This window comes from Streptomyces camelliae (genome assembly GCF_027625935.1).
Taxonomy (GTDB): domain Bacteria; phylum Actinomycetota; class Actinomycetes; order Streptomycetales; family Streptomycetaceae; genus Streptomyces; species Streptomyces camelliae.
Window position 1 is genome coordinate 7,440,813 of the sequence record NZ_CP115300.1, and the last position, 21,551, is coordinate 7,462,363.

Below are 21,551 nucleotides of genomic sequence, written 5' to 3' on the forward strand. Positions count from 1 at the left end.
CCCGGAGGTTCAGCTCCCCGGGGGCTTTTCGTCGCCCTCCCGGTAGAACGTCCGCATCAGCCAGGAGGAGAACGATCCCGTCACCGCGCCGAGCAGGGCGAGGCCGCCGATCATCATGCCGGTGGCGATCACCCGGCCCAGGGGGGTGACAGGGGTGACGTCCCCGTAGCCGACCGTGGTGAGGGTCGAGGCGGCCCACCACACCGCGTCCCCGAACGTGTGCATGGTGGCGCCGGGCGCCCCACGCTCGGCCTGGTACACCGCGAGCGAGCCGGAGAAGGCGAGCAGCACGGTGGACAGGCCGGCGTAGGAGATCACCCGCGCATGCAGCGAGAGCCGGGGCTGTCCGGACCGCCGCTGGACCGCTTCGTACAGCCGAACGATCCGCAGCGGGCGCAGCAGCGGCAGGAGGACCACCACCGTGTGCAGCATGTGCGTGGGGACGAAGCGCAGGCCCTGTCCGCTGAGCCGCCAGCGCACCACGTAGTCCGCGGCGAACACCAGCCAGAGGCCGAACGTCACGGACAAGCACACGGCATGCCAGACGGCGGGCATGTCAGTGGCCAGGACATGCGTGGCATACGCGGCGAGGTAGACCAGCGCCGCCACGAAGAGGGGAATCTCGGTGCGATGCTCCCAGTGCTTCGCACGGCTGTCGTCGTCCACCGGCCAAGCTTGGCCGGAGAGGGTCTTCCGGGCGCCCCGGCGACACGCCGGGAACGGGTGAAGCCATATGCTGCATGGCATGACGAGTGAGCCGGAGCAGCAGATCGGAGTGGGGACACCGGACGCGTTCCAGCGCCTGTGGACGCCCCACCGGATGGCGTACATCCAGGGCGAGAACAAGCCGACCGGTCCGGGGGCCGACGACGGTTGTCCCTTCTGCGCGATTCCGGCCAAGTCCGACGAGGACGGGCTGATCGTCCGCCGTGGTGAGCATGTGTACGCCGTGCTCAACCTCTACCCGTACAACGGCGGCCATCTGATGACGGTGCCGTACCGGCACGTCGCCGACTACACCGAGCTGACCGGGGCGGAGACCGCCGAGCTGGCCGAGCTGACCAAGCAGGCGATGACGGCCCTGCGCACCGCGTCCGGGGCGCACGGCTTCAACATCGGCATGAACCAGGGCACGGTCGCGGGCGCCGGCATCGCCGCGCATCTGCACCAGCACATCGTCCCGCGCTGGGGCGGCGACACGAACTTCATGCCGGTGGTGGGCCACACGAAGGTGCTGCCGCAGCTGCTGGCCGACACCCGGAAGATGCTGGCGGAGGCGTGGCCGGTCTAGGGCCTTGCTTTCGGACCAGGCCGGTTCGAGGCGACGGCGCCTCCCGGCCGACCCGAGTGGGGTCTGGTGCGTGGCGTGCAGATGCAAGGCGGAGGAGGCCGTGACATCAGAAGCCGAGCGTGGGGGAGAAGCCGAGCGTGGGGGAGTCGGCGAGTGACGGCAACGCCGCAGATGCGCGTGCCAGACCCCGCGACCCCGGCGAGATCCGAAAGAGAGGCCCTAGGGCCGGGGTGCCCTCTGCCGAGGGCACCGCTCACGCGTCGTACAGGTCGGCCTTCCGCGGTGTCGGGTCCTGCACATTGGTGCTGAGGAACGCCGAGCGGGCGCCGAACTTCTCCGTGTCCACGCCGTTCTCCTCCAGCACCCTGATCGCGGCCGAGTGCACCACCCGGAGCACCGGCGTGGCCGCGCGCAGCGCGTCGTCGGCCATGAAGCGGTGCCGCCAGGGCTGGTCGGCCCAGGCGTGCCGCAGGCCGAACGGCTCGGGCAGGGTGAGCGAGCCGCCGAGCCAGTTGAGCAGCGGCGGATACCAGGTCAGCGGGGCGCGCGCGGCGAGCCGTACGACCTCGTCGGTGCCTACCAGCGGCAGCTTGATCGTGCGGGTCTCCCAGGGCTTGAGCGACTTGGAGACCTCCTTGGTCGGCGCCTCCGGCTTGGAGGTGAACAGCGAGTTCACCGGACCCAGCGCGTGCCCGGTCACCTCGATGCGCAGGGTCTGGTGCAGCACCGTCACCGTGATCAGCATCGTGATGATGAGCTGGCCGTCCCACAGCGTCCACTGCACGCCCAGGTAGTGCCGGTCGCCGCTGCCGAACTGCTGCTTGTTGCAGATCTCCTGTATCGCGTGCGGCTTTACCTGGAACGCCTCGACGTCCGTGCCCTCGGGCCGGGACACCGCCGCGGCCTTCTCGCCGATCGGCGTGACGATCCAGTGCCTGATGGAGGGCTTGGGGAAGCCGCCGGTGTTCAGCGGGCCGCGCTGCAGCAGGCCGAGCTGGTCATGGATCGCGCGGACGACGTCCCAGCTGCGGAACGGGTGGATCTCCCGGGACGGGTCGGCGGGCAGCAGGTCCTCGGCGAGCTGCCAGGCGCCCCAGCGGGTGCCCATGCCGAGTATGCCCTTCGGGCCTGCGTAGAAGACCGAGTTGGACTGCTGCTCGGCGCTGAGCCGGGCCAGTGACTGCCGCAGCTCCTCGGCCGCCGTCTGGTTCGGACCGCGTGGCACGGCCTCGGGGACCTTGGCGCCGACGCTGGTGCCGGAGAGCAGGCCGTCCCAGCGGGCCCGCAGGTCCGTGGCGGTGGCTTCGCAGATCCGCTTGGCCCAATACCAGCCGATGACGGGCATGACGACGGCCAGGCGCGCATACCACGCCCAGAAGCCGGTGAACGGCATCTTGATCAGGAAGAGCACGGCGAGCACGCCGACGGCGAGGAGCAGCGCGGTGGCCAGCGATCCTGCGCGCTTGTCGTCGCGCTTGGCGATGTACGTGCGCAGCTGGAAGACGAGCAGCCAGACCAGCATGCCGGGCAGGAACAGCAGCCCGCACAGCGCCGTGACGGCGGCCAGGCGATTGTCGCGCTCGCGGCGGATGTTGTTGGCCGCGAGGCAGTGCTCGACGACGAACTGCGGTTCGGAGCCGAAGGACTGGATGAGCGCCTTGCGGCCGGGAGCGAGCATGCGCGCGATCACGGCCCGCGAGAACGCCTCACCGAGATTGGGCCGCAGCAGCGCGATCCGGCCGGACTTGACGGTCGACTGGTGCCATTCGTTGTCGGCCTTCTTGATCTCGTCGATCGGGCTGTCCCGGTATGCGGCGGAGGCCAGCGCGGAGGTCGCCGCGTAGCCGTCGCCGCCCGAGACGGGCACCTGGGGCCCGTCCCACTCCGTTCCTATCGACATTCCCGCCCCCTCGCCGCCGTGTCGCTTCTGCGGCCTTCCCGACTTCCTTGCTCCGCACACCTGTTGAACAGGTCATCGCACCGAATTGCCCGCCGGTCACCGGACGACTGCGGCATGGCGCGATCACGTGATCAGCGTATCCGCCGCCACCGACAACCGGCGGGCGGACGGCCGAAGCCGCCCGCCCGCGCGGCGATTTCGAGACGCGGTGACCTCCGGTGAACTAGGCCGTCTCGTCCGCCTGTTCGCGGATCCGTTCGGCGACCTGCGGTGGCATCGGCTCGTGCCGGGCGTACGTCCGGTCGAAGCGGGCCGTGCCGTGCGACAGCGAACGCAGGTCGACGGCGTACCGGCCGATCTCGAACTCGGGCACCTCGGCCCGGATCAGGGTCCGTCCGGAGCCTACCTGTTCGGTGCCGAGCACCCGGCCGCGCCGGCTCGACAGGTCGCTCATCACGGCGCCCACGTAGTCGTCGCCGACCAGCACGGACACCTCGGCGACCGGCTCCAGCAGATGGATCCGCGCGTCGGCCGCGGCCTCCCGCAGCGCCAGCGCGCCCGCCGTCTGGAAGGCGGCGTCGGAGGAGTCCACCGAGTGCGCCTTGCCGTCCAGCAGCGTGATCCGCACGTCCACCAGCGGGTATCCGGCGGCGACACCCTTGGCGGCCTGTGCCCGTACGCCCTTCTCGACGGACGGGATGAACTGCCGCGGTACGGCGCCGCCGACCACCTTGTCCACGAACTCGATGCCCGAGCCGCCCGGCAGCGGTTCCACCTCGATCTCGCAGATGGCGTACTGCCCGTGCCCGCCGGACTGCTTCACGTGCCGGCCGCGTCCGCTCGCCTTGTGCGCGAACGTCTCCCGCAGGGAGACCCGGTGCGGGACGACGTCGACCTGCACGCCGTAGCGGGTGCGCAGCCGTTCCAGGGCGACGTCCGCGTGGGCCTCGCCCAGGCACCACAGGACCACCTGGTGGGTGTCCTGGTTCTGCTCCAACCGCATGGTCGGGTCCTCGGCGACCAGCCGGGACAGGCCCTGCGAGAGCTTGTCCTCGTCCGCCTTGCTGTGCGCCTGGATGGCGAGCGGCAGCAGCGGGTCGGGCATCCGCCAGGGCTCCATCAGGAGCGGGTCGTCCTTCGCGGAGAGGGTGTCCCCGGTCTCGGCCCGGCCGAGCTTGGCCACGCATACCAGATCGCCGGCGACGGCGCGCGTCACCGGGCGCTGCTGCTTGCCGAAGGGCATGGACAGGGCGCCGACCTTCTCGTCGACGTCGTGGTCCTCGTGGCCGCGGTCGGTGAGGCCGTGCCCGGAGACGTGGACCGTCTGGTCGGGGCGCAGGGTGCCGGAGAAGAGGCGGACCAGGGAGACCCGGCCGACGTAGGGGTCGGAGGCGGTCTTGACGACCTCGGCGACCAGCGGGCCGGAGATGTCGCACGGCTTCAGCTCGCGCCGCTTGCCGTCGATGGTGCTCACCTCGGGCAGCATGTGCTCGAACGGCGTCGGGTAGCCGCCGGTGACCAGCTCCAGCAGCTCGACCGTGCCGAGCCCCTGCCGGGCGCCCTCGGCGGCGGGGGCGGCCGCCAGGACGGGGAAGAAGGAGCCGCGGGCGACGGCCCGCTCCAGGTCCTCGATCAGCGTTTTGACGTCGACCTGCTCGCCGCCGAGATAGCGGTCCATGAGGGTCTCGTCCTCGCTCTCGGCGATGATCCCCTCGATGAGCCGGTTGCGGGCCTCCTCGATGCCGGGCAGCTGGTCCTCGCCGGGTTCGGACTCCTTGCGCTCCCCGGTCGAGTAGTCGAACAGCTTCTGCGACAGCAGCCCGACCAGCCCGGTCACGGGCGCGTGCCCGTCGGGGCCCTCCGGGCCGCGCAGCGGCAGGTACAGCGGGAGCACGGCGTCCGGGTCGTCCCCGCCGAAGGCCTGCGCGCAGGTCCGGGTCATCTCCTCGAAGTCCGCGCGCGCGGCCTCCAGGTGCGTGATGACGATCGCGCGGGGCATCCCGACGGCCGCGCACTCCTCCCACACCATCCGGGTCGAGCCGTCCACCCCGTCCGAGGCCGAGACGACGAAGAGAGCCGCGTCCGCGGCGCGCAGACCGGCCCTCAGCTCCCCGACGAAGTCGGCGTACCCGGGGGTGTCGAGGAGGTTGATCTTGATGCCGTTCCATTCGACCGGCACCAGGGAGAGCTGTACGGACCGCTGCTGCCGGTGCTCGATCTCGTCGTAGTCCGACACGGTGCCGCCGTCCTCGACGCGGCCCGCCCGGTTCACGGCCCCCGCGGTCAGCGCGAGGGCCTCCACCAGAGTCGTCTTGCCCGAACCGGAGTGGCCGACCAGCACCACGTTCCGTACGGACGCGGGCTGGTCGGCCTCAAGAGCCCTGCCGGCGGCCCCGGGGTGGGTCTGTGTCTTGTCGCCCATGATCCTGCCTCCCGTGCACGGTGAGGTCACTGTGGGCGCGGACACGCGGGATCCGCGTGTGGTGGCGGCTCCGGCGACGCCCGCGGTTATTCGAGCTTTCCACTCCGGTCACGCTGCGTCCATACGAACGACCCGATCGCGCCACGCACGCCCCGCGCACGGCGGCGCACACCGGCTCGTGCCACGGGCTGCGGTGCCCGCCCGTCACGCACGCGCGCGCGTGGCTACGATGGGCCAGCCGGAGGTCACCAGGGCCGCGGCGACACCGACCGTCGGGAAGGCCATGCTGAACAAGTACGCGCGTGCATTCTTCACGCGTGTCCTCACACCGTTCGCCGCGTTTCTCATCCGGCGGGGGGTGAGCCCCGACACGGTCACGCTCATCGGCACGGCCGGTGTGGTGGCGGGCGCGCTGGTCTTCTACCCCCGGGGCGAGTTCTTCTGGGGCACGGTCGTCATCACCCTGTTCGTCTTCTCCGACCTGGTCGACGGCAACATGGCCCGCCAGCTGGGCCGCTCCAGCCGCTGGGGCGCCTTCCTGGACTCCACCCTCGACCGGGTCGCCGACGGCGCGATCTTCGGCGGCTTCGCGCTCTGGTACGCGGGCCACGGGAACGACAACCTGCTGTGCGCCGTGTCGATCTTCTGCCTGGCCAGCGGCCAGGTGGTGTCGTACACCAAGGCGCGCGGCGAGTCGATCGGGCTGCCGGTCGCCGTCAACGGCCTTGTCGAGCGCGCCGAGCGGCTGGTGATCTCGCTGGTCGCGGCCGGTCTCGCGGGCCTGCACACGTTCGGTGTGCCGGGCATCCAGTGGCTGCTGCCGATCGCCCTGTGGATCGTCGCCGCCGGCAGCCTGGTCACGCTGATCCAGCGGGTCGTCACTGTCCGCCGCGAGTCCGCCGAGGCGGAGGCGGCCGCTCAGGCGAGCCCCAGTGAGGCCGCGAAATGAGCACCGCGGAACGGTTCACCGACGCGCTGTACGGGCTCGGCTGGAGCGCCGTCAAGAAACTCCCCGAACCGGCCGCGGTCCGGCTCGGCCGCACCATCGCCGACCTCGCCTGGAAGCAGCGCGGCAAGGGCGTGCAGCGGCTGGAGGCCAACTACGCGCGCGTGGTGCCCGGCGCGACCCCCGAGCGCCTCGCCGAGCTGTCCCGCGCGGGCATGCGCTCGTATCTGCGCTACTGGATGGAGTCCTTCCGGCTGCCGGCCTGGAACCGTGAGCGGGTGAAGACCGGCTTCGACCCGAAGGACGTGCACCACCTGACCGACGGGCTCGCCTCGGACCGGGGCGTGATCCTCGCCCTGCCGCACATGGCCAACTACGACCTGGCCGGCGCCTGGGTCACCACCAAGCTGGAGACGCCCTTCACGACCGTCGCCGAGCGGCTGAAACCCGAGACGCTCTACGACCGTTTCGTCGCCTACCGCGAGGGCCTCGGCATGGAGGTGCTGCCGCACAGCGGGGGCTCCGCCTTCGGCACCCTGGCCCGGCGGCTGCGCGACGGCGGCCTGGTCTGCCTGGTCGCCGACCGTGACCTGTCCGCCTCCGGGGTCGAGGTCGACTTCTTCGGCGAGCGGACCCGGATGCCCGCGGGCCCGGCCCTGCTCGCCCAGCAGACCGGCGCGCTGCTGCTGCCGGTCACCCTCTGGTACGACGACTCGCCCGTCATGCGGGGGCAGGTGCATCCCCCGATCGAGGTACCGGAGTCAGGCACGCGCGCGGAGAAGACGTCTGTGATGACACAGGCGCTGGCCGATGCCTTCGCCACCGGGATCGCCGACCATCCGGAGGACTGGCACATGCTCCAGCGCTTGTGGCTCGCCGACCTCGACCCGGCGAAGGGGCCCTCGTGAGAATCGGGATCGTCTGCCCGTACTCCTGGGACGTGCCCGGGGGCGTCCAGTTCCACATCCGCGACCTCGCCGAGTACTTCATCCGGCTCGGCCACGAGGTCTCCGTCCTCGCCCCGGCCGACGACGACACCCCGCTGCCGCCGTACGTCGTCTCGGCCGGCCGCGCGGTTCCCGTGCCGTACAACGGCTCGGTGGCCCGGCTGAACTTCGGCTTCCTGTCGGCCGCGCGGGTACGGCGCTGGCTGCACGAGGGCCATTTCGACGTGGTCCACATCCACGAGCCGACCTCGCCCTCGCTGGGCCTGCTGACCTGCTGGGCCGCCCAGGGCCCGATCGTCGCCACCTTCCACACCTCCAACCCCCGCTCACGCGCGATGATCGCCGCGTACGCCATCCTCCAGGCCGCCCTGGAGAAGATCAGCGCGCGGATCGCGGTCAGCGAGTACGCCCGCCGCACCCTGGTCGAGCACCTCGGCGGGGACGCGGTGGTCATCCCCAACGGCGTCGACGTGGACTTCTTCGCCAAGGCCGAGCCGAAGCCGGAGTGGCAGGCCGACACGATCGGTTTCATCGGCCGTATCGACGAGCCCCGCAAGGGCCTGCCGGTGCTGATGAAGGCCCTGCCGAAGATTCTGGCCGCCCGCCCGCAGACCCGCCTGCTGGTCGCGGGCCGCGGCGACGAGGAGGCCGCCGTCGAGGACCTCCCGCAGGAGCTGCGCGCACGCGTGGAGTTCCTCGGCATGATCAGCGACGAGGACAAGGCGCGCCTCCTGCGCAGCGTCGACCTGTACGTCGCGCCCAACACCGGCGGCGAGAGCTTCGGCATCATCCTCGTCGAGGCGATGTCGGCGGGCGCCCCCGTGCTCGCCTCCGACCTGGACGCCTTCGTCCAGGTCCTCGACCAGGGCGAGGCGGGCGAGGTCTTCGCCAACGCGGACGCCGACGCACTCGCCGAGGCGGCCGTACGCCTCCTGGACGACCCCGCCCGCCGTACCGAGCTCCGCAAACACGGCAGCGCCCACGTACGGCGCTTCGACTGGTCCACGGTCGGCGCGGACATCCTGTCGGTCTACGAGACGGTCACGGCAGGCGCGGCGGCGGTCGCGGCCGACGAACGCACGACCGGACTGCGGGCACGGTTCGGGCTGGCGAGGGACTGAGGGACGGGCGACCCGGACCGGCGGTGTCCGGCCGCGCTCGTGCGTGGGTGTTCCGGTCCCGCCGGCAGCGGCGTTGGCCGAGGCCGGCGGTCTGGGCCCGGCACGGTCCCCCGGGGCCGGCGCCCGATCGGCGTGAGGGGCGTGCGGCGGCCGGCGCGGGACTGACGCCGAGGGCGCCTGCGCGCAGCCGATAGCCTTCCCGCGTGACCGCAACCCTCATCTGGATCCTCGTCGTCCTCGTCGCGATCGGCGTCTACCTGAGCTGGACGGCCGGGCGGCTGGACCGGCTGCACGTGCGGATGGACGCCGCGCGGGCCGCGCTCGACGCGCAGCTGCTGCGGCGCGCCTCCGTGACGCAGGAACTGGCCACCTCGGGCGTGCTGGACCCGGCCGCCTCGATCGTGCTGTACGAGGCGGCGCACGCGGCCCGGCAGGCCGAGGAGGAGCAGCGGGAGGTCGCGGAGAGCGAGCTGAGCCAGGCGCTGCGCGCGGTCTTCGAGGTCCCGGCCCAGGTGGAGGCCGTACGCGAGGCCCCCGGCGGTGAGGCGGCGGCCCATGAGCTGGCCGAGGCCGTCCGCCGCGTCCCGATGGCCCGCCGCTTCCACAACGACGCCGTGGGCGCCGCCCGCAGGCTCCGTGAGCACCGCAAGGTCCGCTGGTTCCGGCTCGCCGGCCACGCCCCGTTCCCGCTGGCCTTCGAGATGGACGACGAGCCGCCCGCGGCCCTGGTGGAGCGGGACGTCTGAACCCCGGGGGGACCCTCCCTGGACGAAAAGGATCCACCGGCTGTCCATTGGCCCTTGCTGTGGCCTGGTCCACTCGCGTTTCCTCTCTGAGGCAGTAACCCTCTTTCCCTTCAGTGAGGTCATCCGTGTCCACCATCGAGAACCAGGCTCCCGAGACCGGCACCGCGCGCGTGAAGCGCGGCATGGCCGAGCAGCTCAAGGGCGGCGTGATCATGGACGTCGTCACGCCGGAGCAGGCGAAGATCGCCGAGGATGCGGGCGCCGTCGCCGTCATGGCCCTGGAGCGGGTCCCGGCCGACATCCGCAAGGACGGCGGCGTGGCCCGTATGTCCGACCCGGACATGATCGAGGGCATCATCGAGGCCGTCTCCATCCCGGTCATGGCCAAGTCCCGGATCGGCCACTTCGTCGAGGCCCAGGTCCTCCAGTCCCTCGGCGTCGACTACATCGACGAGTCCGAGGTCCTCACCCCGGCCGACGAGGTCAACCACTCCGACAAGTGGGCCTTCACCACCCCCTTCGTGTGTGGTGCCACCAACCTGGGCGAGGCCCTGCGCCGCATCGCCGAGGGCGCCGCGATGATCCGCTCCAAGGGCGAGGCCGGCACCGGCAACGTCGTCGAGGCCGTGCGCCACCTGCGCCAGATCAAGAACGAGATCGCCAAGCTGCGCGGCTTCGACAACCACGAGCTGTACGCCGCCGCCAAGGAGCTGCGCGCCCCGTACGAGCTGGTCAAGGAGGTCGCCGAGCTGGGCAAGCTCCCCGTCGTGCTGTTCTCCGCCGGCGGCGTGGCCACCCCGGCCGACGCGGCCCTGATGCGCCAGCTCGGCGCCGAGGGCGTCTTCGTGGGCTCCGGCATCTTCAAGTCCGGCGACCCGGCCAAGCGCGCCGCCGCCATCGTCAAGGCCACCACCTTCTACGACGACCCCAAGATCATCGCGGACGCGTCCCGCAACCTTGGCGAGGCCATGGTCGGCATCAACTGCGACACCCTCCCCGAGACCGAGCGCTACGCCAACCGCGGCTGGTAAGCGCCACATGTCCGACGAAGCCCCTGTCATAGGCGTCCTGGCCCTCCAGGGCGACGTACGGGAGCACCTCATCGCCCTGGCCGCGGCAGACGCCGTGGCCAGGCCGGTGCGGCGCCCCGAGGAACTCGCCGAGGTCGACGGTCTCGTCCTGCCCGGCGGCGAGTCCACCACTATCTCCAAGCTCGCCATCCTGTTCGGCGTGATGGAGCCCCTCCGCGCGCGCGTGCAGGACGGCATGCCCGTCTACGGCACCTGCGCGGGCATGATCATGCTCGCCGACAAGATCCTCGACCCGCGCTCGGGCCAGGAGACCATCGGCGGCATCGACATGATCGTGCGCCGCAACGCCTTCGGCCGCCAGAACGAGTCCTTCGAGGCCGAGGTCGACGTGAAGGGCGTCCCGGGCGATCCTGTGGAGGGCGTCTTCATCCGCGCCCCCTGGGTGGAGTCCGTGGGCGCCGGGGCCGAGGTGCTCGCCGAGCACGACGGCCACATCGTCGCCGTCCGCCAGGGCAATGCGCTCGCCACGTCGTTCCACCCGGAACTGACCGGCGACCACCGCGTGCACTCCCTGTTCGTGGACATGGTGCGCGCGAACCGGGCGGCTGAGTCCTTGTAGGATCTCTGGCGTTCGTTATGTAGAGGGTTACGCGAAGGAGACAGGCAGATGTCCGGCCACTCTAAATGGGCTACGACGAAGCACAAGAAGGCCGTGATCGACGCCAAGCGCGGCAAGCTCTTCGCGAAGCTGATCAAGAACATCGAGGTCGCGGCGCGCATGGGCGGCGTCGACCTCGATGGCAACCCGACGCTCTACGACGCCGTCCAGAAGGCCAAGAAGCAGTCGGTCCCGAACAAGAACATCGACTCCGCGATCAAGCGCGGTGGTGGTCTTGAGGCCGGCGGCGCCGACTACGAGACGATCATGTACGAGGGCTACGGCCCCAACGGTGTCGCGGTGCTCATCGAGTGCCTCACCGACAACCGCAATCGCGCCGCCTCCGACGTCCGTGTCGCCATGACCCGCAACGGCGGCTCCATGGCCGACCCGGGCTCCGTGTCGTACATGTTCAGCCGCAAGGGTGTCGTCATCGTCCCCAAGGGCGAGCTCACCGAGGACGACGTGCTCGGTGCCGTCCTGGACGCGGGTGCCGAGGAGGTCAACGACCTCGGCGAGACCTTCGAGGTCATCAGCGAGGCCACCGACCTGGTCGCGGTCCGCACCGCCCTCCAGGAGGCCGGCATCGACTACGACTCCGCCGAGTCCAGTTTCGTGCCGTCCGTCCAGGTCGAGCTGGACGAGGAGGGCGCCAAGAAGATCTTCAAGCTGATCGACGCGCTGGAGGACAGCGACGACGTGCAGAACGTCTTCGCGAACTTCGACGTCAGCGACGAGATCATGGAGAAGGTCGACGCGTAACGCGCACGGCTTGCCGACGGGCCGACGGGACACACCCCGTCGGCCCGTCGCGTTGTACGGCGTTGTCAGTGGCACCCGATAGCCTGCACAAACAGGTGAGCGAAAGCCTGTGAACGAGCGGTCGATGGGAGGGGCGCGGTGCGCGTACTGGGGGTGGACCCCGGACTGACCCGGTGCGGTGTCGGCGTCGTCGAGGGGGTCGCGGGGCGCCCGCTGACGATGCTCGGCGTCGGTGTCGTACGCACGCCCGTGGACGCCGACCTGAGCCACCGGCTGCTCGCCGTCGAACAGGGCATCGAGCAGTGGCTGGACGAGCACCGGCCGGAGTTCGTCGCCGTGGAGCGTGTCTTCAGCCAGCACAATGTGCGCACGGTGATGGGCACCGCCCAGGCCAGCGCCGTCGCCATGCTGTGCGCCGCCCGGCGCGGCATCCCCGTCGCCCTGCACACCCCGAGCGAGGTCAAGGCGGCCGTCACCGGCAGCGGACGCGCCGACAAGGCGCAGGTCGGGGCCATGGTCACCCGGCTGCTCCGGCTCGCCGCGCCGCCCAAGCCGGCCGACGCCGCCGACGCCCTCGCGCTCGCCATCTGCCACATCTGGCGCGCCCCCGCGCAGAACCGGCTCCAGCAGGCGGTCGCCCGCCACACAGCCCACGCAACGAAAGGCCGTACGGCATGATCGCCTTCGTCAGCGGCACGGTCGCCGCCCTCGCCCCCGACGCAGCGGTCGTCGAGGTCGGCGGGGTCGGCATGGCCGTCCAGTGCACGCCGAACACGCTGTCCACGCTCCGCATGGGACAGCCCGCCAAGCTGCACACCTCCCTCGTGGTCCGCGAGGACTCGCTGACCCTGTACGGCTTCGGCGGCGACGACGAGCGCCAGGTCTTCGAGCTGCTCCAGACCGCCAGCGGCGTCGGCCCGCGCCTGGCCCAGGCGATGCTCGCCGTGCACACCCCGGACGCGCTGCGCCGCGCCGTCGCCACGGGTGACGAGAAGGCCCTGACCGCCGTCCCGGGCATCGGCAAGAAGGGCGCGCAGAAGCTGCTGCTGGAGCTGAAGGACCGGCTCGGCGAACCGATCGGCGCCCCCGTGGTCGGCGCCCCGGTCACCCAGGGCTGGCGGGACCAGCTGCACGCGGCCCTCATCGGCCTCGGCTACGCCACCCGCGAGGCCGACGAGGCGGTCACCGCCGTGGCCCCCCAGGCCGAGGCTGCGGGCGGCACCCCGCAGGTCGGCCAGTTGCTGAAGGCCGCCCTGCAGACCCTGAACCGCGCCCGCTGACCCTCACGACGCCGACCCCACGACGATCGAGGCACACGCTGTGCCTTCCCGGGGCAGGCAGCATCCGACAGCGGCCTCCGGCCGCGGGCCGGACTCGCGGCCGACAGACTCACCCGGCACACCCGGCTAGGAGAATTCAGTGAACTGGGACGACACCGCCGACACCCCCGCCCCCGAGCGGCTTGTCGGTGCGTCTGCCGATCGGGAGGACCAGGCCGTCGAGGCCGCCCTGCGCCCCAAGGACCTCGGCGAGTTCATCGGCCAGGAGAAGGTCCGCGAACAGCTCGACCTGGTGCTGCGGGCGGCACGCGCGCGTGGCGCCACCGCCGACCATGTGCTGCTCTCCGGTGCGCCGGGCCTCGGCAAGACCACCCTGTCGATGATCATCGCGGCGGAGATGGGTGCCCCCATCCGCATCACCTCGGGCCCCGCCATCCAGCACGCCGGCGACCTCGCCGCGATCCTCTCCTCCCTCCAGGAGGGCGAGGTCCTCTTCCTCGACGAGATCCACCGCATGTCCCGGCCCGCCGAGGAGATGCTGTACATGGCGATGGAGGACTTCCGCGTCGACGTCATCGTCGGCAAGGGCCCCGGCGCCACCGCCATCCCGCTCGAACTGCCGCCGTTCACCCTGGTCGGCGCCACCACGCGCGCGGGCCTGCTGCCGCCCCCGCTGCGCGACCGCTTCGGCTTCACCGCGCACATGGAGTTCTACGAGCCGCACGAGCTGGAGCGGGTCGTGCACCGCTCGGCGAACCTGCTGGACGTCGACATCGAGCCGGACGGCGCCGCCGAGATCGCCGGCCGCTCCCGCGGCACGCCGCGTATCGCCAACCGCCTGCTGCGCCGGGTCCGCGACTACGCGCAGGTCAAGGCTGACGGCCTGATCACCCGGGAGATCGCCGCGGCGGCCCTCGCCGTCTACGAGGTCGACGCCCGTGGCCTCGACCGGCTGGACCGCGCGGTCCTGCAAGCCCTGCTGAAACTGTTCGGCGGCGGCCCGGTCGGCCTGTCCACGCTCGCCGTCGCGGTGGGGGAGGAGCGGGAGACCGTCGAGGAGGTCGCCGAACCGTTCCTCGTCCGCGAGGGCCTGCTCGCCCGCACCCCGCGCGGCCGGGTCGCCACGCCCGCCGCATGGGCCCACCTCGGTCTGACCCCGCCGCGCGCGTCAGCCGGGGGAAACGGCCAGCAGGACCTGTTCGGCGGTTGACGGCGCCGTACCGTCTGGGTGACGGCGCGGGTGAGGGCACCGGCGAGGGCATTGGCGGGAGCAGGAACTCAGGTGCCATGCTGAGCGTTGTTCCATGCACGCGGACTCGCTTAGACTCCGCCGATGCCGCCCTTGCGGGCGGCGCCGACCACACCCCCGTCAACAGGCCGCTCTCCGTCGCGGTCGCGCGAAGGAAATTCCGTCCCGTGAATGCGTTTACCCTTCTCCCCTTCATCGTGCTCATCGCGGCCATGTTCCTGATGACACGCTCGGCCAAGAAGAAGCAGCAGCAGGCCGCCAGTATGCGGAACGAGATGCAGCCCGGCTCCGGTGTCCGCACGATCGGGGGGATGTACGCGACGGTCAAGGAGGTCAACGAGGACACGGTCCTCCTCGACGCCGGCCCCGGTGTCGATCTCCTCTTCGCCAAGAACGCGATCGGCGCCGTCCTCACCGACGACGAGTACAACCGCATCGTCCACGGCATCGAGCACGACCTGAAGTCCGACGCCGATATCGTCCCGGACGACGCGTCCTCCCTCACCGAGACCGACGAGTCCGACTCGCCCGCTGCCGCCGCCTCCGACGACAAGGCCGTCGACCTCGGTAAGAAGGACGCTGCCGAAGACGGCACCGACGCGGCGGAGGCCGCCGAGGCCAAGGCCGACGACGAGCCGAAGAAGACCGACGGCGACTCCGACGCGAAGTAGTCACGCCCCGGTGGTGCGCAACGCGGCATAATCACGCCCCGCGCACCACCGGGCGCGTCTGTTTCCCGTCGGGAAGCCCGACACCATGTCATGGCCGACCGCGCCGACCAGGGCGCGGGGCGGCCCGAGAGGGAGTACGAGAAGGTGGCAGCACCTAAGAGGGGCCGGAGCGCGAGCGCCCAGAGCAAGCCAGGGCGCTCGCTGGCCCTCATCCTGATCGCCATCGTGGCGCTCACCGGAGGCATGTTCCTCTCCGGGAACACCACTCCGCGTCTCGGCATCGACCTCGCCGGTGGTACGAGCATCACGCTCAAGGCGAAGGCCGATCAGGGGTCCGCGATCAACAAGGCCAATATGGACACCGCGGTCGACATCATGAACCGCCGTGTCAACGGTCTCGGTGTCTCCGAAGCGGAGGTGCAGACCCAGGGGAACGACAACATCATCGTCAACATCCCCAAGGGCACCAACTCCAAGGAAGCGCAAGCGCAGGTCGGCACCACCGCCAAGCTGTACTTCCGCCCGGTCCTGACCAGCGAGCCCAGCGGTGCGGCCACGCCGACCCCCTCGCCGAGCCCGTCCTCCAGCGGCAGCTCCTCGCCGAAGCCGGGCGCGAAGGCGAGCACGAGCCCCTCCGCGAACGCCTCCCCGTCGGCCTCGGGGAAGGCGGGCGACGGCAAGGCCAAGACGTCGTCTCCCACGGCCTCGGCGACCTCCCAGGGCCGTGCCGTCACCGACGCGCTGAAGGCCGGCTCCACCCCCTCGCCGAGCACGTCCGCCTCCGGCAGCGCCAAGCCGTCGGCCACTCCCTCGGCCTCCGCCGGCAGCAGCACCGCCCAGCTCCAGGCCCGGTACGCCGCCCTGAACTGCACCAAGCCCGCGGACCGCGCCAACGCCGGCAAGAACGCCAAGCCCGGCGACCCCACCGTGGCCTGCGGCCAGATCCGCGGCGCCTGGTACAAGTACGTGCTCGGCCCGGTCGCCGTGGACGGCACCGAGGTGAAGAAGGCGCAGGCCGTCTTCGACACCCAGGGCGCCTCCGGCTGGCAGGTCCAGATGACCTTCACCTCCTCCGGCGCCAAGAAGTTCGCGGACATCACCGGCACGCTGGCCAAGAACCAGTCCCCGCAGAACGAGTTCGCCATCGTCCTGGACGGCGACGTCGTCTCCAGCCCGTATGTGCAGTCCGCCATCACCGGCGGCCAGGCGGAGATCTCCGGCAGCTTCACCCAGCAGGACGCCCAGAGCCTCGCCAACATGCTGTCGTACGGCGCGCTGCCGCTGTCCTTCCAGGAGCAGTCCGTCACCACCGTCACCGCCGCGCTCGGCGGTGAGCAGCTGCACGCCGGCCTGCTCGCCGGCGCGATCGGCCTCGCGCTGGTCGTGCTCTACCTGGTGGTCTACTACCGCGGTCTGTCCCTCGTCGCCATGGCCTCGCTGCTGGTCTCCGCGATCCTCACCTACGTGATCATGTCGCTGCTCGGCCCGGCCATCGGCTTCGCGCTGAACCTGCCGGCCGTCTGCGGTGCCATCGTCGCCATCGGTATCACCGCAGACTCGTTCATCGTGTACTTCGAACGCATCCGGGACGAGATCCGCGAGGGCCGCTCGCTGCGCCCCGCCGTCGAGCGGGCCTGGCCGCGCGCCCGGCGCACCGTCCTCGTCTCCGACTTCGTGTCGTTCCTCGCCGCCGCCGTCCTGTTCATCGTGACCGTCGGCAAGGTCCAGGGCTTCGCGTTCACGCTCGGCCTGACCACCGTGCTCGACGTCGTCGTCGTCTTCCTGTTCACCAAGCCGCTCATGACGCTCCTCGCCCGCCGCGCGTTCTTCGCGAACGGCCACAAGTGGTCCGGACTCGATCCGAAGAGCCTGGGCGCCAAGGCGCCGCTGCGCCGCACCCGCCGTTCCGCCGGTCCCGCCGCCGGCCCTGCCGACCCGAAGGAGGCGTGAGCGATGTCGAAACTCGGCAACCTCGGCGCTCGACTGCACCGCGGCGAGATCAGCTACGACTTCGTCGGCAAGCGCAAGATCTGGTACGGCATCTCCATCCTGATCACCATCACGGCCATCCTCGGCCTGGCGGTGCGCGGGCTGAACATGGGCATCGAGTTCAAGGGCGGCGCGGTCTTCACCACGCCGACCCATATGAGCACCTCGGTCACCCAGGCGGAGACGTACGCCAAGGACGCCTCCGGTCATGAGGCCATCGTGCAGAAGCTCGGCAACGGCAGCCTGCGCATCCAGATCGCCGGCATCGACACCGGCCAGTCCGACAAGATCAAGCAGGACCTGGCCAAGGACCTGAACCTCGACCCCGAGAGGCTCGCGGCCGACCTGGTCGGCCCGAGCTGGGGCCAGCAGATCGCCAGCAAGGCCTGGGAGGGCCTGGCGATCTTCATGGTGCTCGTCGTGATCTACCTGGCCATCGCCTTCGAGTGGCGCATGGCCGTCGCGGCCCTCGTCGCGCTGATCCACGACATCACCATCACGACCGGTATCTACGCCCTCGTCGGCTTCGAGGTCACGCCCGGTACGGTCATCGGTCTGCTGACCATCCTCGGTTACTCGCTCTACGACACGGTCGTCGTCTTCGACAGCCTCAAGGAGCAGACGAAGGACATCACCAAGCAGACCCGCTGGACCTACAGCGACATCGCCAACCGGTCGATCAACGGCACCCTGGTCCGCTCCATCAACACCACGGTCGTCGCCCTGCTGCCGGTCGCCGGTCTGCTGTTCATCGGCGGCGGCTTCCTCGGCGCCGGCACGCTCAACGACATCTCCCTGTCGCTCTTCGTCGGCCTCGCGGCCGGTGCCTACTCCTCGATCTTCATCGCCACGCCGCTCGTCGCCGACCTCAAGGAGCGCGAGCCGGCGATGAAGGCCCTCACCAAGCGGGTCCTGGCCAAGCGCGCCCAGGCCGCCGCGGAGGAGGACCTCGCGGCCGACCGCGCCGCCCTGGACGAGGACGGATCCGACGACACCGCCCCCGCCGTCGTGGGCCCCCGCGGCCGGGGCCGCGGCCGAGCCTCCGGGAAGCGCCGATGACCGACATCAAGGAGCTGCTGCTCAGCCGTATCCGTGACGTCGCCGACTACCCCGAGCCGGGCGTGATGTTCAAGGACATCACCCCGCTCCTCGCGGACCCGGCCGCGTTCACGGCGCTCACCGACGCGCTCGCCGAGATCGCGACGGAGACCGGCGCGACCAAGGTCGTCGGCCTGGAGGCCCGGGGCTTCATCCTCGGCGCCCCGGTCGCCGTCCGCGCCGGCCTCGGCTTCATCCCGGTCCGCAAGGCGGGCAAGCTCCCCGGAGCGACCCTGCGCCAGGCCTATGACCTGGAGTACGGCTCGGCCGAGATCGAGATCCACGCCGAGGACCTGACCTCCGCCGACCGCGTCCTGATCGTGGACGACGTCCTCGCGACGGGTGGTACGGCAGAGGCGGCGATCCACCTCATCCAGCGCGCTGGAGCCGAGGTCTCGGGCCTGGCGGTGCTGATGGAGCTGGGCTTCCTCGCCGGCCGGGCCCGGCTGGCCCCGGCCCTCGGCGAGGCTCCCCTGGAGGCACTGCTCCAGGTCTGACAGGCCCCGCCCTGCTCGTCGTCACGGCCGCCCCCGCCCTGCTCGTCGTCACGGCCGCCCCCGCCCTGCTCGTCGTCACGGCCGCCCCGGCACCTCGCCGGGGCGGCCGTACGCATGCGGCGGGCACCCGCGGGCAACCCTCCCGGGACACTCCCCGCACGCCCCCGAACACCTGGAATCCACCGTCCGGAATCCGGCGGCGGCCTCCTGTGTTTCAGGAGTGAGCGGTCCTCACAGCCGCCTGGAGGCGATGACCAGCCGCAGGATCGCTACCATGGGGTCTCCGGAGCCTGACCGGGGGACCCGGATCGCGCACGAGGAGTCCTCTTGCCAGACGAGGCCCAGCACCTGACCGCCGCAAAGCCCGAGTCCGCCTCGGCCGCCGCGGCGAAGCCCGCGCCGCACGCGTCCGACGCGAAGAACGACACCCGCGGGCCGATCGAGCACGCCCAGTCCGCGCCCGTCGAGAAGGCTGCCGAGGCCTCCCGCCCCAAGCCGGCCCCGGCCGAGCGCCCGGTGCAGCCCCCCGTGGTGCGCCAGCCCGCCGGCACGCCCGCCCGCACCGGCTCCTCCAACCGCGTCCGCGCCCGCCTGGCCCGCCTCGGCGTGCAGCGCGCGAACCCCTACAACCCGGTGCTGGAGCCGCTGCTGCGGATAGTGCGCAGCAACGACCCCAAGATCGAGAACTCCACGCTGCGCCAGATCGAGCGCGCCTACCAGGTCGCCGAGCGCTGGCACCGCGGCCAGAAGCGCAAGAGCGGCGACCCGTACATCACGCACCCGCTCGCGGTCACCACCATCCTCGCCGAGCTGGGCATGGACCCGGCCACCCTCATGGCGGGCCTGCTGCACGACACCGTCGAGGACACCGAGTACGGCCTCGACCAGCTGCGCCGCGACTTCGGAGACACCGTCGCGCTGCTCGTCGACGGCGTCACCAAGCTGGACAAGGTCAAGTTCGGCGAGGCCGCGCAGGCCGAGACCGTGCGCAAGATGGTCGTCGCCATGGCCAAGGACCCGCGCGTCCTGGTCATCAAGCTCGCCGACCGCCTGCACAACATGCGCACCATGCGCTACCTCAAGCGGGAGAAGCAGGAGAAGAAGGCGCGCGAGACCCTGGAGATCTACGCGCCGCTCGCCCACCGCCTGGGCATGAACACCATCAAGTGGGAGCTGGAGGACCTCGCGTTCGCGATCCTCTACCCCAAGATGTACGACGAGATCGTGCGGCTGGTGGCCGAGCGGGCGCCCAAGCGGGACGAGTACCTCGCCATAGTGACCGACGAGGTGCAGAGCGACCTGCGGGCCGCCCGGATCAAGGCGACCGTCACCGGACGCCCGAAGCACTACTACAGCGTCTACCAGAAGATGATCGTCCGCGGCCGTGACTTCGCGGAGATCTACGACCTGGTGGGCATCCGTGTCCTCGTCGACACCGTCCGCGACTGCTACGCCGCCCTCGGCACGGTGCACGCGCGATGGAACCCGGTCCCCGGCCGGTTCAAGGACTACATCGCGATGCCCAAGTTCAACATGTACCAGTCGCTGCACACGACGGTCATCGGGCCCAACGGCAAGCCGGTCGAGCTGCAGATCCGCACCTTCGACATGCACCGCCGCGCCGAGTACGGCATCGCCGCGCACTGGAAGTACAAGCAGGAGGCCGTCGCCGGCGCCTCGAAGGTGCGCACCGACGTGCCCAAGGCCGGCAAGAAGGACGACCACCTCAACGACATGGCGTGGCTGCGCCAGCTGCTCGACTGGCAGAAGGAGACCGAGGACCCCGGCGAGTTCCTGGAGTCCCTGCGCTTCGACCTGTCCCGCAACGAGGTCTTCGTCTTCACGCCCAAGGGCGACGTCATCGCCCTGCCCGCCGGCGCCACCCCTGTCGACTTCGCGTACGCCGTCCACACCGAGGTCGGTCACCGCACCATAGGAGCGCGGGTCAACGGCCGCCTCGTACCGCTCGAATCGACCCTGGACAACGGCGACCTGGTGGAGGTCTTCACCTCCAAGGCGGCCGGTGCCGGACCGTCCCGCGACTGGCTCGGCTTCGTCAAGTCGCCGCGGGCGCGCAACAAGATCCGGGCCTGGTTCTCCAAGGAACGCCGGGACGAGGCGATCGAGCAGGGCAAGGACGCCATCGTCCGGGCGATGCGCAAGCAGAACCTGCCCATCCAGCGCATCCTCACCGGCGACTCGCTCGTCACACTCGCCCACGAGATGCGCTACTCGGACATCTCCGCGCTGTACGCGGCGATCGGCGAGGGCCATGTCTCCGCGCAGAACATCGTCCAGAAGCTCGTCCAGGCCCTCGGCGGCGAGGAAGCGGCCACCGAGGAGATCGACGAGACGGTCCCGCCGTCCCGCACCCGCGGCCGCAAGCGCCGTTCCAGTGCCGACCCGGGCGTGGTCGTCAAGGGCGTCGAGGACGTGTGGGTCAAGCTGGCCCGCTGCTGCACGCCCGTCCCGGGCGACCCGATCATCGGCTTCGTCACGCGCGGCAGCGGCGTATCGGTTCACCGCAGCGACTGCGTCAACGTCGACTCGCTGTCCCGTGAGCCGGAGCGCATCCTCGACGTCGAGTGGGCGCCCACCCAGTCCTCGGTCTTCCTGGTCGCCATCCAGGTCGAGGCCTTGGACCGCTCCCGCCTGCTGTCGGACGTCACCCGCGTCCTGTCCGACCAGCACGTCAACATCCTGTCCGCGGCCGTCCAGACCTCCCGCGACCGGGTGGCCACCTCCCGGTTCACCTTCGAGATGGGCGACCCGAAGCACCTCGGCCACGTCCTGAAGGCCGTACGGGGCGTGGAGGGCGTGTACGACGTGTACCGCGTGACGTCGGGACGCTCCCGGTCGTAGAAGACCCCGGACCGCAAAGTACCCAGGACCGCAAAGAACCCAGGACCACGAGGAAAGGGCCCCGTACGTGCGTACGGGGCC

Annotated in this window: 19 protein-coding genes; 16 read left to right on the top strand and 3 right to left on the bottom strand. The window is 70.9% G+C overall.

Translation table 11 applies throughout. The features are described from left to right. Positions 1-9 precede the first annotated feature (9 nt). The gene (locus tag O1G22_RS34140) at positions 10-666 is read right to left on the bottom strand and encodes a potassium channel family protein (protein WP_270084829.1); all 657 of its coding nucleotides are present in this window, start codon (positions 664-666) and stop codon (positions 10-12) included. A 67-nt stretch (positions 667-733) separates the two neighbouring features. Here O1G22_RS34140 and O1G22_RS34145 point away from each other — a divergent pair, with 67 nt between their 5' ends. Continuing rightward, the gene (locus tag O1G22_RS34145; protein ID WP_225098173.1) at positions 734-1,291 is read left to right on the top strand and encodes an HIT family protein; all 558 of its coding nucleotides are present in this window, start codon (positions 734-736) and stop codon (positions 1,289-1,291) included. Positions 1,292-1,544: 253 nt separating this feature from the next. Here O1G22_RS34145 and O1G22_RS34150 read toward each other — a convergent pair whose 3' ends face one another. Both O1G22_RS34150 and O1G22_RS34155 read right to left on the bottom strand, forming a co-directional pair. Next, positions 1,545-3,191: a hypothetical protein gene (locus O1G22_RS34150; protein WP_270084830.1), complete on the bottom strand. Its 1,647-nt coding sequence runs from the start codon at positions 3,189-3,191 to the stop codon at positions 1,545-1,547. A 223-nt stretch (positions 3,192-3,414) separates the two neighbouring features. Continuing rightward, on the bottom strand, positions 3,415-5,613 hold the full coding sequence (locus O1G22_RS34155) for an elongation factor G-like protein EF-G2 (RefSeq protein WP_270084831.1): 2,199 nt from the start codon (positions 5,611-5,613) through the stop codon (positions 3,415-3,417). A 229-nt stretch (positions 5,614-5,842) separates the two neighbouring features. Between O1G22_RS34155 and pgsA the strand changes: the two genes are divergently transcribed. The 15 genes from pgsA (at position 5,843) to relA (ending at position 21,470) form a co-directional block, all read left to right on the top strand. Next, entirely contained in the window at positions 5,843-6,562 is a 720-nt protein-coding gene (pgsA, locus tag O1G22_RS34160) for a phosphatidylinositol phosphate synthase (RefSeq protein WP_270084832.1), read from the top strand. Then, entirely contained in the window at positions 6,559-7,467 is a 909-nt protein-coding gene (locus O1G22_RS34165; protein ID WP_225098169.1) for a phosphatidylinositol mannoside acyltransferase, read from the top strand. Before pgsA ends, O1G22_RS34165 begins: the two co-directional genes overlap by 4 nt. Next, positions 7,464-8,627 carry a glycosyltransferase family 4 protein gene (locus O1G22_RS34170; protein ID WP_270084833.1) on the top strand — a complete coding sequence of 388 codons (1,164 nt, stop codon included), beginning with the start codon at positions 7,464-7,466 and terminating at the stop codon, positions 8,625-8,627. The genes O1G22_RS34165 and O1G22_RS34170 overlap by 4 nt, the downstream gene beginning before the upstream one ends. 203 nt (positions 8,628-8,830) lie before the next feature. Next, a complete protein-coding gene (locus tag O1G22_RS34175; protein ID WP_270084834.1) occupies positions 8,831-9,373 on the top strand; it encodes a LemA family protein in 543 nt (180 codons plus the stop codon). Between the two features lie 125 nt (positions 9,374-9,498). After that, on the top strand, positions 9,499-10,404 hold the full coding sequence (gene pdxS / locus O1G22_RS34180; RefSeq protein WP_270084835.1) for a pyridoxal 5'-phosphate synthase lyase subunit PdxS: 906 nt from the start codon (positions 9,499-9,501) through the stop codon (positions 10,402-10,404). A gap of 7 nt (positions 10,405-10,411) precedes the next feature. Further along, complete coding sequence (gene pdxT / locus O1G22_RS34185) at positions 10,412-11,023, top strand: pyridoxal 5'-phosphate synthase glutaminase subunit PdxT (RefSeq protein WP_270084836.1); 612 nt, start codon at positions 10,412-10,414, stop codon at positions 11,021-11,023. A gap of 48 nt (positions 11,024-11,071) precedes the next feature. Further along, positions 11,072-11,824 carry a YebC/PmpR family DNA-binding transcriptional regulator gene (locus O1G22_RS34190; RefSeq protein ID WP_225098165.1) on the top strand — a complete coding sequence of 251 codons (753 nt, stop codon included), beginning with the start codon at positions 11,072-11,074 and terminating at the stop codon, positions 11,822-11,824. A gap of 138 nt (positions 11,825-11,962) precedes the next feature. Then, on the top strand, positions 11,963-12,502 hold the full coding sequence (ruvC, locus tag O1G22_RS34195; RefSeq protein WP_270084837.1) for a crossover junction endodeoxyribonuclease RuvC: 540 nt from the start codon (positions 11,963-11,965) through the stop codon (positions 12,500-12,502). Beyond that, a complete protein-coding gene (gene ruvA / locus O1G22_RS34200) occupies positions 12,499-13,104 on the top strand; it encodes a Holliday junction branch migration protein RuvA (RefSeq protein ID WP_270084838.1) in 606 nt (201 codons plus the stop codon). The genes ruvC and ruvA overlap by 4 nt, the downstream gene beginning before the upstream one ends. 139 nt (positions 13,105-13,243) lie before the next feature. Continuing rightward, positions 13,244-14,314 (top strand): Holliday junction branch migration DNA helicase RuvB, encoded by a 1,071-nt coding sequence (gene ruvB / locus O1G22_RS34205; RefSeq protein WP_270084839.1) that lies wholly within the window; start codon positions 13,244-13,246, stop codon positions 14,312-14,314. 206 nt (positions 14,315-14,520) lie between these two features. After that, entirely contained in the window at positions 14,521-15,024 is a 504-nt protein-coding gene (gene yajC / locus O1G22_RS34210) for a preprotein translocase subunit YajC (protein WP_225098161.1), read from the top strand. 144 nt (positions 15,025-15,168) lie between these two features. Next, the gene (gene secD, locus O1G22_RS34215; RefSeq protein WP_270086621.1) at positions 15,169-16,974 is read left to right on the top strand and encodes a protein translocase subunit SecD; all 1,806 of its coding nucleotides are present in this window, start codon (positions 15,169-15,171) and stop codon (positions 16,972-16,974) included. 3 nt (positions 16,975-16,977) lie between these two features. After that, positions 16,978-18,072 (top strand): protein translocase subunit SecF, encoded by a 1,095-nt coding sequence (secF, locus tag O1G22_RS34220; protein WP_270084840.1) that lies wholly within the window; start codon positions 16,978-16,980, stop codon positions 18,070-18,072. Beyond that, positions 18,069-18,608 carry an adenine phosphoribosyltransferase gene (locus O1G22_RS34225; RefSeq protein WP_270084841.1) on the top strand — a complete coding sequence of 180 codons (540 nt, stop codon included), beginning with the start codon at positions 18,069-18,071 and terminating at the stop codon, positions 18,606-18,608. Before secF ends, O1G22_RS34225 begins: the two co-directional genes overlap by 4 nt. Before the next feature lie 327 nt (positions 18,609-18,935). Next, the gene (gene relA / locus O1G22_RS34230; RefSeq protein ID WP_270084842.1) at positions 18,936-21,470 is read left to right on the top strand and encodes a GTP pyrophosphokinase; all 2,535 of its coding nucleotides are present in this window, start codon (positions 18,936-18,938) and stop codon (positions 21,468-21,470) included. Positions 21,471-21,551 lie beyond the last annotated feature (81 nt).